Raw genomic sequence first — 15,301 nt, 5'->3', positions numbered from 1 at the left:
ACAATGCCTTGTTGAAACAATCCCAGCACACACTCAACAACCCAAAGGTCGGAGCGTGATACTCAAAGAAACCACCAACCACCATCTCCGAAGAGACAACTGGTCAGGGGCATAAAAGAACACTAACAAAACAGTCCACTGTTGAGTTCTCAAAGAACACACCCACACCATCGCCACAACCCCCTTTTCCAGGGCCGCGAACTCCGGGGAGTCATTTCCTCGGTGATTCCCGCTCTCGCGGTGTTTCCCACTCTAGACCATCCTGATTTCCTCGGTCAAACCGGGGGTCTCATTCTCGTCCGTCGCCATTCCGTGACCTTCAAGCAAGCCCCGTACCCGGCGACATCAAGCGAAACAACCGCTCAATCGGTATTCACATTATCAAAAGGTCTTACCCGTTTTTCTCGGGCCCCACCACACTAACACCCTAAGGTTTAAGCGAGGTTCTCGGGGCCCCGTCAGGCCCGGCCCGGTTTTTCCCGGCCCGTGTCGCTCTGACTTGGAATACTTTACGCACCCCGAAAAACCCCGTGAACACCACCCCCCCTTTAAGGGTGAAACACCAGGTCAGAGGCCCAGTTCGATGTCGAAGAGGGCCTGGAGCTCCATGACCGTGGATTCGATGTCGGAGTGGTGGATGCCCACCATTCCCGCGGCGACCGCGCCATCGACATTGCGGCGGAGGTCGTCGACGAACACGCACTCCCCCGGTTCGAGTCCGAGACGGCGCGCTGCGAGCCGGTAGATCTCGGCATCGGGTTTGGCGTATCCGACGACACCGGAGAGCACGACCGCGTCGAATGCGTCCGGCAATGCCGGATCCGCGAGTCGGTCGGCGTTGGAGACGACGGCGGTGCGCACTCCCGCGCCGCGCACGGTTCTCGCCACCGCGTCCATCCCCGGTTCGTCGAGCACCCCGGCGTAGTCGAGCAACAGTCCTCGCAGATCCACGTGAAGCACCGTAGGCCACACGATCGAGTGGTACTGGCCGAAAAGTGACCGAAACAGGGGGTCTCGCGCCTCTTCCACGTCGAAGGCGACATCAACGACGTGGGAGGCCCCATGACCGCAGTCCAACCCAGCACCGCCCTGCTGCCCCGCACCGATCCACCGCAGCCGGCCATTCCCGATCCCGCTCAGCGCACGGCGGTATCGGTGGCCTCGGTGATCGGCGGGCAGGTCTTCGACGTGCTGGCCGGGCGTTCCGGTGCGAAGAACGTGCGCGAGCACCTGACCGCCGCGGTGTTCGGCAACCTCCTCGGCCTCCGGCTTCGGGGCGCGCACCACCCGGAGTACCGGCTGCGCTCGGTGCACGCCTGCGCGATCGGCGACTCGGCGGTGGAGGCGTGCCTGGTCGTGGGCGCGCACCGGATCCGCGCGCTGGCGCTGCGGCTCGAACGGCGGGCGGAGCGCTGGGTGTGCACCCGCTTGTCCCCGATCGAGCGGAGCGCGATCTAGGAGAGCGGGACTTCCCAGGTGACCGTCGTGCCGCTGTCCGGGGAGGAGGTGAGGGTGCAGCGGCCGCCGGCTGCGGCGGCGCGTTCTTCGAGGTTGCGGAGTCCGCGCTTGCTCACGTCGCGCGGGATACCGCAGCCGTCGTCGACGACCTGCAAGCGCAGTCCGGGCTCGGACCGGCGGACCCGGACCAGGACGGTGCGGGCACCGGAGTGGCGGACGACGTTGGACAGCGCCTCGCGCAGCGCGGCTCGTGCGTGATCGGCGACCGGGACCGGTACGTCGGTGAGGTCGCCGTCGATCTCCAGCTTCGGGGGCCGCCCCAGGAGCTCGCCGGCGATCTGCACCTCGGAGCGGATCGAGTCGTCGAGCGCGGGTGCCTGGGTGGGCGTCTCCGGGTCGGCCGAGCGCAGCGTGCGGGCCGTGGCCCGGACCTCGGCGATGGCCTGGTCGATCTGCTCGACGGTCTCGGCCAGCCGGTCGGCGTCGGCGGTGTCGAGGCTGCCCGCGACCCGTCGTTGCAGCACGTCCAGCTGCACACCGGCGGCGTAGAGGCGCTGCACGATCACGTCGTGCAGGTCGCGGGCGATGCGTTCGCGCTCCTGGTAGACGGCGATCCGCTGGCGAGCGGTGGAGCCCTCGGCGAGCACGAGCGCGAGCCCGGCCTGAGCGGCGAAGGAGGTGAGCACGTCGACGGCCACGCGGTTGAAGGTCGAGGCGCCCCGCCGCCGGTAGACGGCGAGCGCGCCGAGACGTCGTTCGCGGGTGCCGAAGGGAGCGACGGCGAACGGGCCGTAGACCCGCAGCGACGCGGGCACGTACGGGGCGGTCAACGGGTCGTCGATCAGGTCGTCGACGACCACGGGAACGCCGCTGCGCGCGACGCGGGCGGCCGCGGAACGGGAGGACAGCACGGTGCCGACGGGGTCGGCGAGCGGACCGGTCGCGCTCGGTGCGCCGTAGGCGGCTTCGACGGTGAGCCTGCCGTCGTCGGAGCGGACGGTGACCACGCCGAGGTCCGCTTCGGCGAGTTCCGCGGCGCGGCGGACCACCAGCGGCAGCACGGTCTCGGGGTCTTCCGCGGACAGCGCCACTCTGGTGATCTCGGTGGACGCGGTGAGCATCCGTCTGGCGAGAGTGGAATCCATGACGCTTTCGAGGCTATAGCGCCCGTACACGCGGTGAAGGGAGTCGCGACTGCGGTTCATGACACATCCGCCGTGGTCACGGCTGAGACGGTGCCGCCGTCGACCCGCAGCACGAGGTCGGCGCCCGCGGTCTCGGTGATCCGGTGCGTCACGTGCACGACGGTCCGGTCCCGGAGGTCGGTGCGCAGCCGGGTCAGCAGCGCATCGGCCGTCTCGGCGTCGAGGTGCGCGGTGGGTTCGTCGAGCAGCACCAGGTCGGCGTCGGCGAGCAAGGCTCGGGCCAGCGCGAGCCGCTGGGCTTCGCCGCCCGAGAGCTCGGTTCCGCCGCTGCCGACCGGTGTGTCCAGGTCCCAGCCGGTCAGCGCGGCGGCGTCGAGCGCTTCGGCGAGTTCGGCGTCGGACGCGCGTGGGGCGGCGAGCCGCAGGTTCTCGCGGATGGTGGTGGTCACTAGCTGCGGGTCCTGCGGGCACCAGGCGACGCGCTCGGGCACCCGGGCCAAGCCGCGCGAGGCGGGCATGAAGCCGAGCAGCAGCGCGAGCAGGGTCGACTTGCCCGCTCCGGAGGGACCGACGACGGCCACGTGCGATCCCGCGGGCACGTTCAGGTCGACGCCGGTGAGCACCGGTTCGCCGTCGGGCCAGGAGATGTCGGCGTCGACCAGTTCGATCTCGCCTCCGGTGCGGGTCGGCGTCGCCTGGGCGTCCTGGCTGGTGAGGAGCGGTGCGATCCGGTCGTGGGCGGTGCGCATCGACCGCCACTGCTGCGCGGCGGGCGCCAGCAGCGCTACGGCTTCGGCCGCGGCCAGCGGGACGAGCCCGAGCAGCGGTGCGAGTTCGGGGGCCAGGCGCCCTTCGGCGACCGCGATGGCCGCGAGGTGGGCGCTGCCGAGCACCGCGGCGCCGATCAGCAGCGTGTGCACGGCGGTCGCGGCACCCGTTCCGAACGCGGCGCGGCGCGCGCGGGCAGCCAGCCGCGTGTCCGCAGCGGCGAGTTCGGCTCGGCGGCCGGTGTGCGCGCCGAAGGCGAGCAGTTCGGCGGCGCCGTCGAGCAGCGCCAGCACCCGTGCCGCCACGACGCGACGGCCCTCGGCGACCGCGTCGCTGGCGCGGCGTTCGGCGATCACCGCTGCGGCGGGGGTCGCCACGCTCGCCACGACCAGCGCGGCGGCGAGCACGAGACCGGCTTCGGGCAACACCAGCGCCTGGACGACGACGGCGGCCACGAGCACCGCGAACGCGATCAGGGGCGGCAGCAGGACGCGCGGGATCAGGTCGCGGACCTTGTCGACGTCGTCGACGAGCCGCGCCACCCCTTCGCCGCGGCGGAGTCCGGCGGTGCGGACGGGTCCACGGCGGACCAACCCGGACCACAGGCGTTCCCGAAGGTCACCGGCAGTGCGGAAGGCGGCGTCGTGGGTGACGAGACGTTCGACGTAGCGCAGCGCGGCACGCGAGAGCGCGAAGGTCCGGACACCGACGACCGCGACGGACAGCGTGAGGATCGGGGGTTGCTGGGAGGCGCGAGCGATCAACCAGGCGGACACGGCGGTGAGCGCGAGACCGGACAGCAGCGACAGCGCCCCGAGTCCCGCGCCGGCCAGCATCCGGAGGCTGATCAGGTCGCGCAGCCGTCCCCGGCCGGTCGCCGCTTCCTCGGCCTGGGCTTCGACGGTCGGAGCGGAGATCTCGACCTCGGCGCCGTCACCGGTCGGGCGGTGGCTGGCCAGGACGACGGTCGCGCCCGATGCCGCGGCGCGTTCGATCGCCGCGTCGACGTGCTGCGCGCTGGCCGCGTCCAGGTGCGCGGTCGGTTCGTCGAGCAGCAGGAACGTCGCCGAGCCGCGCAGCCGCAGCAGCGCGCGGGCGACGGCGACGCGCTGCCGCTCGCCGGCCGACAGCTCGTCGATGCGGCGGTCCCGCAGGTGGCCGGCGAACGCCTCGCCCAGCGCCTCGTCGAGGTGTTCGGCCAGGTCCGGCTGATCGGCGGTGGCCACCAGCAGCTCGTCGCGGGCCGTTCCCCCGGTGAAGGTCGGGTGCTGCGGGACCCAGGCGACCCGCCGACGCCACTCCGCGACGTCGGGGGTGGTTCCGCCGCAGGTCACCGTGCCGGAGTCGGGGCGCGTGAAGCCGAGGAGCACCGACAAGGTGGTGGACTTCCCGCTGCCGCTGGGGCCGACGTCGCCGATGGCGAGCCGCACCACGGTTCCGGGGCGCGCGGTGAAGCTCAGACCGTCCGGCACGAAGGCGTCGCGGCGTCGCACGCGCAGTCCGGACACCCGCAGCACGCCGGGGGCGTCGTCCGGAGAGCCGGTGATCGCGAAGCCTTTCTCCTCGGGCGCGGACACGATCTCGTCCACCCGCCGGACGGCTTCCACACCGTCCTCGCTGGCGTGGTGCGCGGCGCCGACCGCGCGCAGCGGCAGGTAGCACTCCGGGGCCAGGACCAGCACCAACAGCCCGGTGGTCAGGTCGAGATCGCCGGCGACGAGCCGCAGACCGATGCCGACGGCGACCATCGCCACCGCCAGCGATGAGAACAGCTCCAGCACCAGCGCGGACAGGAACGCGATCCGCAGCGTGGCGACGGTGCTGCGGCGGTGCTCCTCGCTGACGCGGCGCACGACCTCGCGCTGCGCCCGCGCGCGGCCGAAGGCCGTGAGCACCGGCAGCGCGCGGATCAGTTCCAGCAGGCGCGCGGACAGCCGGTGCTCGGAATCGGTGGCGCGGGCGATGCGCTGCTCGGTGAAGCGGCCGACGAGCCAGGCGAACAGCGGGATGAGCGGCACGGTCAGGACCACGACCAGCGCCGACACCCAGTCCGACCAGAGGATCCAGGCGCCGACCAGCGGCGGCACGATCGCGGCGGTGACCAGCGCGGGCAGGTACTTGGTGAAGTAGGCGTCGAGCGCGTCCAGACCGCGGGTGGCCAGCGCCGTCAGCTCCGCGGGACCGCGCCTGCCGATCCACTCGGGGCCGCGCCGCAGGGCGGAGTCCAGCAGCAGGGCGCGCAGCTCCTCCTTGGCCCCGGCGGCGGCGCGGGCGGACACCGATTCGGTCGCCCAGCTCAGCAGGGCGCGGGCGATCACGGCGACGGCCAGGACCACCAGCCGGTCGCCGATCTCGACCGCGGGCACGCCGCGCACGACGACGTCGGCGAGCGCGCTGCCGATCGCCCACGCCTGCGCGATGAGCGCGATCGCGTTGCCCGCGGCGAGCAGTCCCGCGACCACCAGGGCGCGCCGGGTCGCCCCGGACAGCCGGGGCAGCGCGCCGAGCGGCCCGGTCACGGGGCGTGCACCGGCGGGATGTGCTTGGTGCCGATGCGCTTGCGGAACACCCAGTACGTCCAGCCTTGGTAGATCATCACGGCCGGGGTTCCGAACGCGGCGACCCACGTCATGATCATCAACGGGTAGTCGCTGGCGGCGGTGTCGGAGATCGACAGCGAGAACGCCGGGTCCACGGTGGACGGGATGACGTTCGGCCACAGCGCTCCGAACAGGGTCACCACGACGCCGGTCAGCGCGACGGCCTGCAGGAAGAACGCCTGGCCCTCGCGATCGGCGGCGACCCGGGCGACCCCGAGCAGTCCGGCGACCAGCGCGATGACCAGCGGGATCCAGGTCCAGGCCGAGCCCGCGCGGAACTGGGCGAGCAGCACCAGCGCGACCACCGGCAGCAGCAGCGGCACGCCCGCGCGCAGCGCGAACCGCCGGGCCCGCAGCCGGATCTCGCCCTCGGTCTTGAGCGCCAGGAACACCGCTCCGTGCAGCATCGAGAAGGTGACCACGGCGATCGCACCGACGACGCTGGGCAGGGTGAAGATCGTCCACCAGCCGCCGACCCGGTCACCGTTGGCGTCCAGCGGCAGGCCGAAGACGTTGGCGGACAGGACGAGTCCCACCATCGCCGGTGCGATCCAGGACGCCAGCACGATCACGGTGTCCCAGGTGCGGCGCCAGCGGTCGGTGTCGACCTTGCCGCGGTACTCGAAGGCGACCCCGCGGCCGATGAGCGCGAGCAGCAGCAACAGCAGCGGCAGGTAGGCGGTGGAGAACAGCGAGGCGTACCACCCGGGGAAGGCGGCGAAGGTGGCACCACCGGCCACGATCAGCCAGACCTCGTTGCCGTCCCAGACCGGGCCGATGGTGTTGATCATGACTCTGCGGTCGGTGTTGCCGTGCTCGCTGCGCCGGGGCCCGAAGATCGGCAGCAGCATGCCGACGCCGAAGTCGAAGCCCTCCAGGAACAGGTATCCCAGCCACAGCAGGGCGATCACGAGGAACCAGAAGGTGGGCAGATCCATCTCGACCTCTCAGTACGCGAAGGACAGGGCTTCGTCGGAGTCGGACTCGCCCGGTTCCTTCTCCGGTGGCATCACGGCCGCGAAGCCTCCACGGGCGAAGCGGATCATCAGGAAGACCTCCACGACCAGCAGCACTCCGTACAGCGCGGTCAGGCTGATCACCGAGGTCAGCATCTCGCCGGGCGTGACGCCGGAGGACACGGCCGAAGCGGTGTACATGAAGACTCCGTCCACACCGGACGGGTTCGGGTTGGGCGCGACCACGAACGGCTGGCGCCCCATCTCGGTGAACACCCAGCCCGAGATGTTGCCGACGAACGGCGCTCCGATGCCCAGCAGCGCCAGCGGGGCCCACAGCTTGCCCTTGGGGAAGCGCTGCTTGCGGGTCAGCCACAGCACGACCAGACCGCCGAGCGCGGCCAGCCCGCCGAAGCCGATCATGAACCGGAATCCCCAGTAGGTCACCGGCAGCAGCGGCTGGTAGTCGATCGGCTGGCCGGCGAACTGCCCGAGCCTCGGGTCGTTCGGGTAGTGCGTGCCGTACTCGGCCTGGTACCTCGGGATCAGCTCGTTGACCCCATCGACCTCGCTGGTGAAGTCACCTTCGGCGAGGTAGGACAGGATGTAGGGCACGGTCAGGCTCTTGACGTCCTCGCAGTTGGGGCTGCGGACGTCGCCGACCGCGAAGATCGAGAAGCTGGCGGGCGCCTCGCTGTGGCACAGCGCTTCCGCGGATGCCATCTTCATCGGCTGCTGGTCGAACATCAGCTTGCCCTGGACGTCGCCGCTGATGGCCAGGCCGGCGAAGGCGACGACCGCCACCCAGGCGCCGAGCCGCATCGACCCGTGCCAGGTCCGCCGGTCCTCCTCGTCGACGAGCTCCCCGGCCTTGTCGGCCTGCTTGCGCTGTCGGGCGATCTGCCAGGCCGCGATGCCGATGAGGAATCCGCCCGCGACGGCGAAGCAGCCGAAGATCGTGTGCGGGAACGCGGCCAGCACCGTCGAGTTGGTCAGCACCGCCCAGATCGAGATCAGCTCCGGCTTGCCGTCGACCATCCGCACGCCGACGGGGTGCTGCATCCACGAGTTGGCGGCCAGGATGAAGTACGCCGACAGCACGGTGGCCAGCGAGAACGCCCACGCGCACGCCAGGTGCACGCCCTTGGACAGCCGGTCCCAGCCGAAGATCCACAGGCCGAGGAAGGTCGACTCGACGAAGAACGCGAGCAGGCCCTCCATCGCCAGCGGCGCGCCGAAGACGTCACCGACGAAGCGGGAGTAGGCGCTCCAGGCCATGCCGAACTGGAACTCCTGCACGATCCCGGTGACCACGCCCATGGCGAAGTTGATGAGCATCAACTTGCCCCAGAACTTGGTCATCTTCAGGTATCGGCGGTTCCCGGTCCGGTACCAGGCCGTCTGCATCCCGGCGACCAAGATCGCCAGTCCGATGGTCAGCGGCACCATCAGGAAGTGGTAGACGGTCGTGATCCCGAACTGCCAGCGCGCGATGTCGAGCAGATCCACAACACCACACTGCCGTCCGCGCACTCGCGCGCGCAGAGGCAAGGGCCCCCCAATCGCCCGGTCGAGCGTCCTGGTTTCAGCGGGACCAAGGTCCCCCTCGACGCAGCGCGACCTCGGCCACCCGCCCGGAACGACCTTCCCCAACGATCAGGTGGGCGAGAAGACGCGGACCGTCACCGCAGGGCTTCCGCCACGGCCTCGGCCGTCTCGACGACCAGCGGCCCGATCTCGTCGGCCGCGATCGGCTGCAGCGCCACCACCCCGACGCTGGCGCGCAGCCCCGGGACCCCGCGCACCGGCGCGGCCACGCCGAACGCGCCCTGCTGCAGGTCACCGCTGCTGGAGATCCACCGCGGAGAGCCCACCGGCAGGTCCACCGCCTGCCCGGCGGCACCGCGCTGGACGGGATGACGCGTGCCCACCCGGTAGGACACGTGGTAGCTGGTCCAGGACGGTTCGACGACCGCGACGGCCTGCGCCTCGCTGCCGTCGGCGACGGTCAGGTGCGCGGTGGCGCCCACCTTCTCGGCCAGCCCGCGCAGCGCGGGCGTGCAGGCGACCCGCAGCTGCGGCAGGACCCGTCCTGCCAGCCACAGCACGCCCAGGCCCAGCCGGACCCGAGATCCTTCGCGACGCACCAGCCCGCGGCTCTGCAGCGGTCCGAGCAGCCGGTACACCGCGGCGCGGCTCACGCCGATGCGTGCGGCCAGGTCGCTGATCGTGGGCGCTTCGCTCTCCGCGTCGGCCACCGCCTGCAGCAGGCTCAGCCCGCGTTCGAGCGTCAGCGAGCTCTCCTTGGTGCCCGCGGGCACCTCGGGTTGCAGGCGCGGGGCGGCGTGCGCCGGATCCGGTATGGCCATCGCGTCACCTCCGAGCCGCCGCGAGCACCGTGCCGGTCACCTCGCCGAGCCCGACGACCGAACCGCCGGGACCCGGCGCGCTGCCACTCAGTGTCACCCGGTCGCCGTCCTGGAGGAAGGTCCGCTGCTCGCCGTCGGAGAGAGTGATCGGATCCGATCCGCCCCAGGTCAGCTCCAGCAGGCACCCGCGCTGGTCGCGTTCGGGCCCGGACACGGTGCCGGAGGCGAACAGGTCGCCCGGCCGGGCCGGTGCCCCGCCGACGGTCATGTGCGCCAGCTGCTGGGCGGGCGACCAGTACATGTCGGCGAACCTCGGCTGCGACAGCAAGGTCTCGTTGCAGCGCACCTCCAGCCGCAGGTCGAGACCCCACGGCTCGTGCTCCACCAGGTACTGCTGCAACGGCTGCTCCGGCGGCGGGACGGCGATCCTGGCCTCCTCGAGCGCCTCCAGCGGCGTGATCCAGCCGGCGATGGAGGTGGCGAAGGACTTGGCCAGGAACGGGCCGAGCGGCTTGGACTCCCACGCCTGGACGTCGCGCGCCGACCAGTCGTTGACCAGCGCGACGCCGAAGACGTGATCGGCGAACTCGGAGGTGGGGATCTGCGCGGCGGCCTCGCCGCCGCAGACGAACCCGACCTCGGCCTCGAAGTCCAGCCGCCGGGTCGGGCCGAACGCCGGGTGCGCGTCACCGGCGGCCTTGCGCTGACTGCTGGGCCGGTGGACGTCGGTGCCCGAGACGTGGACGGTCCCGGAACGACCGTGGTAGCCGACCGGCAGGTGCGTCCAGTTCTCCGGCAGCGGCGCCGAACCGCGCGCCAGGATGCGGCCGGCGTTCTCGGCGTGGTGCCGGGAGGCGAAGAAGTCGACGTAGTCGCCGACGGTGAACGGCATCGACAGCGTGTGCCAGTCGGTGCGCACCAGCTCCGCGCCGGAGGGCGCGCGGTCGGCGGTCACGATGCCGGTGAGCCGCTCCCGCAGCTCGCGCCAGGCGTCGCGGCCCGCGGCGAGCAGCGGGTCGAGGGAGTCACCGGAGATCAGCTCCGCCAGGCGAGGACCGAGTTCACCCGCGATGCCGCGCAGCGGCAGGGCGTGCCGCCCGACGCGCACGGCGACCACCGGACCGTTGCCCGTGACCAGCACCCCGTAGGGGAGGGTCTGCGGGCCGAACGGCTTGTCCGGGGTGAACTCCGCGTCCTCGATCCAGGTCAAAGCAACCCCAATCCTTCCAGTTCGGCGACGGGGTCCTTCAGCGAGCACGAGCCGTACGAGGCGAAGACGTCGCGCACCGCGTTGGCCGCGTCGTCGGACAGCGAGCGGGCCTCCTCGGCCAGCGCAGCACCATCGGTGCTTTCCAGCGCCGCCCGCACATCCTTCCCGGAAAGGGACCGCCCGGTCGCGACGAGCAGGTTGAGGAAACCGTGATGGGTGAACCCGGTTTCAGGATCCTCGCCCCGGACGGCGGCGTGCAGGCCGGTGGTGGCCTTGAACGGCACGTCGAGCGATCCGGCGACGGCGAGGAACTCGGCGACCTCGTCGACGGTGGGGACGGCTTCGGCGGTCTGACCGCCGGTGCGCAGCTTCGGCCAGCAGCCGTGCTCGGCGACGCGGCGAACGCCGTCCAGCCAGCCCTCGCCTCCTCGGCGCGGCTCGACGACGCGGGTGATGTCCTCGGGCACGAACTCCGAGACGCGCTCCAGCCAGATGTCGTCGACGTCCGACGGCGCGGGCATCTCGACCATCCGCAGGGCCAGCAGCTCCTGGCGGCCTTCGATGATCGACAGCGCCTTGGGGACCCCGCCCAGGCCGGTGTCGCACACCAGCGACAGCGGGACCGGGGAGGACGGCTTGGTCTTGGCCAGCTCGGTGATCAGCTCGGCGAGCCGCGACGCCTGGCACAGCATCGGGCCGAGCAGACCTGCGAACTCACCGGCCCGCGCGTCCAGGTGCTCGGCGACCGCCTGCGGCACCGGAGTGGCCACCTCGTTGCGGTTGCCGGGTGGGAACAGCGCGGCGTCATCGACCAGTCGGGCGAACAGGGGTGGGATGCCGCGCGGACCTGGCGCGCGAAGCTCAACAGCGCTTGACACGGTGGACACGCTAGTGCCGTTGCGGCCAGTGAACAAAGATGCCCGAAAAACGGACGTCTGACCGGGTCATATGCGGCTCCCTGGGACGAGTTTGGCCGACATCATGCACCCCTGCGTAGTCAGCGCACCCACCACCCGGGTGGTTCGGCCCGAAATACCACCCGCACGGCCCTCCGCTCACTACTCCGGTCGGCTCCCCATCGCGTCGTCGCACCTGGTAGTAAGGGCGTTGCATCGCGTGGGAAGTCCGCGAGATCCGCGATCCGCTCACCGGACCGGGGACTTTCGCCGCGCTCAAACTTAAGTTAGGCTTGCCTAAGTAGGAGGTGAGCAGGTGGGCGAGAAGACGATCCGCAAGCCGGCCAGACCCAGTGTCGCGGAACGAGCCAGGAGCATTGCCAAACGTGGTGGGAAGGCGGCACTGCTGCCGTCCGGCGAGGTCTCGGCTCGCGTCGCCCCCTTGCTGCACCACGTGCACCCGGACGGCAGCGCGACCGTGCTGCTCGCCGATGACCACCCGCTGATCGCGGCCTGCTGGCACGCGCCGCGCGGCGAGCTCGCCGCCGTCATCGAGGTCGCCGACCCGACCCCGGTGCGCCTGCGGGAACCGGTCCGCGGACTGCTGTGGCTGACCGGCTGGCTGCGGGTGCTGGACCTCGAAGAGGCGCACCACGAGGTGCTGTCGATCGTCGACGACCGCCCGGACCCGCGGCTGCTGGACGCCGGCCACGGTGCGAGCGTGCTGCGGCTGGAATCCGCCTCGATCGTGCTGGCCGACGCCGAGGGAACGGATTCGGTGGACTCCACCGAGTTCCAGGCCGCGACCCCCGACCCGTTCTGCACCTTCGAGGACGACTGGCTGCGGCACCTGGAGCTCTCGCACCGCGACGTCGTCGGCCTGCTCGCCCGGCACCTGCCGGAACAGCTGCGCGGCGGGCACATCCGCCCGCTCGGCCTGGACCGCTACGGCCTGCGGCTGCGCGTCGAGTCCTCCGACGGCGATCACGACGTCCGGCTCGGCTTCTCCCGCCCGGCCGACACCACCGAGCGCCTCGGCTTCGAACTCCGCCGCCTCGTCGGCTGCCCCTTCCTCGCCGAGCAGCGCAAGGGCTCCTGAGCTCGGCAGCGGGCGGTGCCGGTCCGAATCGACCGGACGAAGTGGACTTCGACCACGATCGGTTCGGACCGAGAACCGCCCCGCGCTCAGGAGAGCTCGTCCGAGAACCACGTCGCCGCACGCGTGATCCGCCCGTGGCGGAACCGCAGCGAACCGTCGTCCCCGCCGAGGAGGACGGCTTCGGCGACCTGGGTCTGTCGCGTCACCAGCCACAGGAACGCGTGCGCCACCGACCACGCCCGGCCCTCGCGGAGCCCGTCGGAGAAGCGGACCTGCAGGCCGCCCGGATCCGCGTACTGGAACTCCACCAACACGCCGTCGCGGATCCCGAAGAAATCAGTCACGCCCAGCGCGCAGTTGATCGAATCGAACTCCCGAACCTCCCGCAGCACGCGCATGGCCAGTGCCGGCAATGTCTCGGCCATGGGCTCGGCTTCCTGCGTGCCCCACACGTAAACGTCCACGCCCACCCTCCGGCGTCGGCGACCACTCGTACGACGGGATGCGGGCCTCCCGCGGTTCCAACCGAAATCTCTCCCTCCACTACGCGGCGCGACATCCGGGTGGCGGCAACACGACGACGGGTACGGTTCGTCCGGTGAGCACCCTGCGCGCCTGGCTGAGCCCAACACGCCCCGGTGATCCCGAGGAGTTCACCGATCCGGCGGAGCGCAAGGCGATCGGTATCGAACTGCTCGTGGTGTTCGCGGTGACCCTGGGGATGTCGGGGTTGCAGAGCCTGATCTCGCTGCTGGACGCGCTCCTGCAGACGACGCCGCTGGCGCAGCAGCAGGTCGCGATCAACCAGCCGCAGGCCGATCTCGGGCTGCTCGACATGCTGGCGCAACTGGTCAACGTGCTGCGCCTGGTGGCGTGGGGCGCGCTGGGCGCGTTCCTGCTGTGGCGCGGCGGCATGGCGCTGTGGCGGATCGGCCTGGACCGCACCCGGCTCGGCGGGGACGTGCTGCGCGGCGCCGGACTCGCCGCGCTCATCGGGGTTCCCGGCCTCGGGCTGTACCTGCTGGCGCACGCGCTGGGCCTGAGCCTGACCGTGCAGCCCTCGACGCTGACCGACGCGTGGTGGCGGGCACCGGTTCTCGCGCTCGCCGCGTTCGGCAACGCCTTCGCCGAGGAGGTGCTGGTCGTCGGCTACGTGCTGACCCGGTTGCGGCAGCTCGGCTGGAGCGAGAACCGGTCGCTGTGGCTGGCGGCGGTGCTGCGCGGCAGCTACCACCTGTACCAGGGCTTCGGCGGGTTCGTGGGCAACGTCGTGATGGGCCTGGTCTACGGGCGGATCTGGCAGCGCACCAACCGGCTGGTCCCGCTCATCGTCGGGCACACGCTGATCGACGTCGTGGCGTTCGTCGGCTACTCGGCGCTGCGCGGCCACGTCGGATGGCTCCCGTGATCTTGGAATCCCGCACCAGACGCAACACATCGATGGTTCAGTGGCCGAGAAAGTTCATGTTCCATCGAAAATGTGCGTGATCAGCGACGATTCTGTTCGCCCGGGCTAGGCTTCGGGATGTGACTCGACCGCATGTCCAGAGCGAAGTCGGACCGCTGAACTCGGTGGTGCTGCACCGGCCCGGTTCCGAGCTCAAGCGCCTCACCCCGCGCAACAACGACCAGCTGCTGTTCGACGCGATCCCCTGGGTCGACCGGGCGCAGGAGGAGCACGACGCCTTCGCGGAGGCGCTGCGCGGACGCGGCGTCGAGGTGCTGCTGCTGCGCGACCTGCTCACCGAGGCGCTGGCCGACGCCCGCGCGCGAGCCGCGGCCGTGCACGCCGGTGTCGACGAGCTCAGGCTCGGCGGCGACGTGGCGGACGCGCTGCGCTCGCACCTGTCCGGCGCCACCGACGCGACGCTGGCCGAGGTGCTCATCGGCGGCATGACCTTCGAGGAGCTGCCCCACGCCGAAGGCTCGCTGGTGCGGCGGATGCACCGCCCGCACGACTTCGCGATCGAACCGCTGCCGAACCTGCTGTTCACCCGCGACTCGTCGGTGTGGATCGGCGACCGGGTGGCGATCGCGGCGCTGGCGATGCCGGCCCGGCGGCGCGAGTCGGCGATCACCGATCTGATCTACGCCTACCACCCGAGGTTCTCGCACGCGGCCCGCGCGTACGGCGCCCACTCCGCGCCGGTGGAGGGCGGCGACGTGCTGCTGCTGGCCCCCGGCGTGGTCGCGATCGGCGTCGGCGAGCGCACCACCCCCGCGGGCGCCGAGTCGCTGGCCCGCTCGATGTTCGCCGACGACCTCGCGCACACGGTTCTCGCGGTGCCGATCGAGCAGACGCGCGCGTCGATGCACCTGGACACGGTGTGCACGATGGTCGACCGGGACGCCGTGGTGATGTACCCGGCGATCCAGCACTCGCTGCGCGCCTACGCGCTGCGCCCCAAGGACGGCGAGCTGGACGTGTCCGGCCCGGAACCGTTCCTGGACGCGGCGGCCGAGGCGATGGGCATCGACCGGCTGCGGGTCATCGACACCGGGCTCGACCCCGTCACCGCGGAGCGCGAGCAGTGGGAGGACGGCAACAACACCCTCGCGGTCGCGCCCGGCGTGGTGGTGGCCTACGAGCGCAACGCGGAGACGAACGCGCGGCTGGAGGAGGCCGGCATCGAGGTGCTGCGCATCAGCGGTTCGGAACTGGGTTCCGGCCGGGGCGGCCCGCGGTGCATGTCGTGTCCGATCAGCAGGGCGCAACTGAGCGGCACGGGAATCCCGGCCACCTGATCGGGCGAACATTTCGGGTGTGATCGAGAACAAGTCGAAGATCTTCGGCGGACAG

The 15,301-nt window shown here is 71.2% G+C and carries 13 protein-coding genes; 4 read left to right on the top strand and 9 right to left on the bottom strand.

Annotated elements, in window-relative coordinates; translation table 11 throughout:
* Positions 1 to 567: 567 nt before the first annotated feature.
* A complete protein-coding gene (locus tag E1181_RS22550; RefSeq protein WP_235876960.1) occupies positions 568 to 951 on the bottom strand; it encodes an HAD-IA family hydrolase in 384 nt (127 codons plus the stop codon).
* 111 nt (positions 952 to 1,062) lie between these two features.
* Between E1181_RS22550 and E1181_RS22545 the strand changes: the two genes are divergently transcribed.
* Positions 1,063 to 1,458, top strand: coding sequence for an Rv3235 family protein (locus tag E1181_RS22545; RefSeq protein ID WP_235876959.1), 396 nt, complete (start codon positions 1,063 to 1,065; stop codon positions 1,456 to 1,458).
* Here the strand turns inward: E1181_RS22545 and E1181_RS22540 are convergent.
* The 7 genes from E1181_RS22540 to E1181_RS22510 form a co-directional block, all read right to left on the bottom strand.
* Complete coding sequence (locus tag E1181_RS22540) at positions 1,455 to 2,603, bottom strand: GAF domain-containing sensor histidine kinase (protein ID WP_132677643.1); 1,149 nt, start codon at positions 2,601 to 2,603, stop codon at positions 1,455 to 1,457. The genes E1181_RS22545 and E1181_RS22540 overlap by 4 nt on opposite strands.
* A 56-nt stretch (positions 2,604 to 2,659) precedes the next feature.
* Positions 2,660 to 5,890, bottom strand: a complete 3,231-nt coding sequence (cydD, locus tag E1181_RS22535; protein WP_235876958.1) for a thiol reductant ABC exporter subunit CydD — start codon at positions 5,888 to 5,890, stop codon at positions 2,660 to 2,662.
* Positions 5,887 to 6,909, bottom strand: a complete 1,023-nt coding sequence (gene cydB / locus E1181_RS22530) for a cytochrome d ubiquinol oxidase subunit II (RefSeq protein WP_132677642.1) — start codon at positions 6,907 to 6,909, stop codon at positions 5,887 to 5,889. The genes cydD and cydB overlap by 4 nt, the downstream gene beginning before the upstream one ends.
* A gap of 9 nt (positions 6,910 to 6,918) precedes the next feature.
* Positions 6,919 to 8,436, bottom strand: a complete 1,518-nt coding sequence (locus E1181_RS22525; RefSeq protein WP_132677641.1) for a cytochrome ubiquinol oxidase subunit I — start codon at positions 8,434 to 8,436, stop codon at positions 6,919 to 6,921.
* A 173-nt stretch (positions 8,437 to 8,609) separates the two neighbouring features.
* A complete protein-coding gene (locus tag E1181_RS22520) occupies positions 8,610 to 9,296 on the bottom strand; it encodes an IclR family transcriptional regulator (RefSeq protein ID WP_132677640.1) in 687 nt (228 codons plus the stop codon).
* A gap of 4 nt (positions 9,297 to 9,300) precedes the next feature.
* Entirely contained in the window at positions 9,301 to 10,506 is a 1,206-nt protein-coding gene (locus E1181_RS22515; protein WP_132677639.1) for a fumarylacetoacetate hydrolase family protein, read from the bottom strand.
* Complete coding sequence (locus tag E1181_RS22510) at positions 10,503 to 11,384, bottom strand: hypothetical protein (RefSeq protein ID WP_268952492.1); 882 nt, start codon at positions 11,382 to 11,384, stop codon at positions 10,503 to 10,505. The genes E1181_RS22515 and E1181_RS22510 overlap by 4 nt, the downstream gene beginning before the upstream one ends.
* Positions 11,385 to 11,718: 334 nt before the next feature.
* Here E1181_RS22510 and E1181_RS22505 point away from each other — a divergent pair, with 334 nt between their 5' ends.
* Positions 11,719 to 12,501: a DUF2470 domain-containing protein gene (locus E1181_RS22505; RefSeq protein WP_132677638.1), complete on the top strand. Its 783-nt coding sequence runs from the start codon at positions 11,719 to 11,721 to the stop codon at positions 12,499 to 12,501.
* An 86-nt stretch (positions 12,502 to 12,587) separates the two neighbouring features.
* Here the strand turns inward: E1181_RS22505 and E1181_RS22500 are convergent, their stop codons facing one another.
* Entirely contained in the window at positions 12,588 to 12,965 is a 378-nt protein-coding gene (locus E1181_RS22500; RefSeq protein WP_132677637.1) for a hypothetical protein, read from the bottom strand.
* A 134-nt stretch (positions 12,966 to 13,099) separates the two neighbouring features.
* Between E1181_RS22500 and E1181_RS22495 the strand changes: the two genes are divergently transcribed.
* Complete coding sequence (locus E1181_RS22495; protein ID WP_235876957.1) at positions 13,100 to 13,909, top strand: CPBP family intramembrane glutamic endopeptidase; 810 nt, start codon at positions 13,100 to 13,102, stop codon at positions 13,907 to 13,909.
* Positions 13,910 to 14,028: 119 nt separating this feature from the next.
* Positions 14,029 to 15,246 carry an arginine deiminase gene (locus tag E1181_RS22490; protein WP_132677635.1) on the top strand — a complete coding sequence of 406 codons (1,218 nt, stop codon included), beginning with the start codon at positions 14,029 to 14,031 and terminating at the stop codon, positions 15,244 to 15,246.
* The last annotated feature ends 55 nt before the right edge of the window (positions 15,247 to 15,301 follow it).

Origin of the sequence: Saccharopolyspora terrae (genome assembly GCF_004348435.1) — a bacterium.
GTDB lineage: Bacteria > Actinomycetota > Actinomycetes > Mycobacteriales > Pseudonocardiaceae > Saccharopolyspora > Saccharopolyspora endophytica.
Note: the sequence above shows the minus strand (reverse complement) of the source record. Positions and strands in the feature narration are given on the sequence as shown.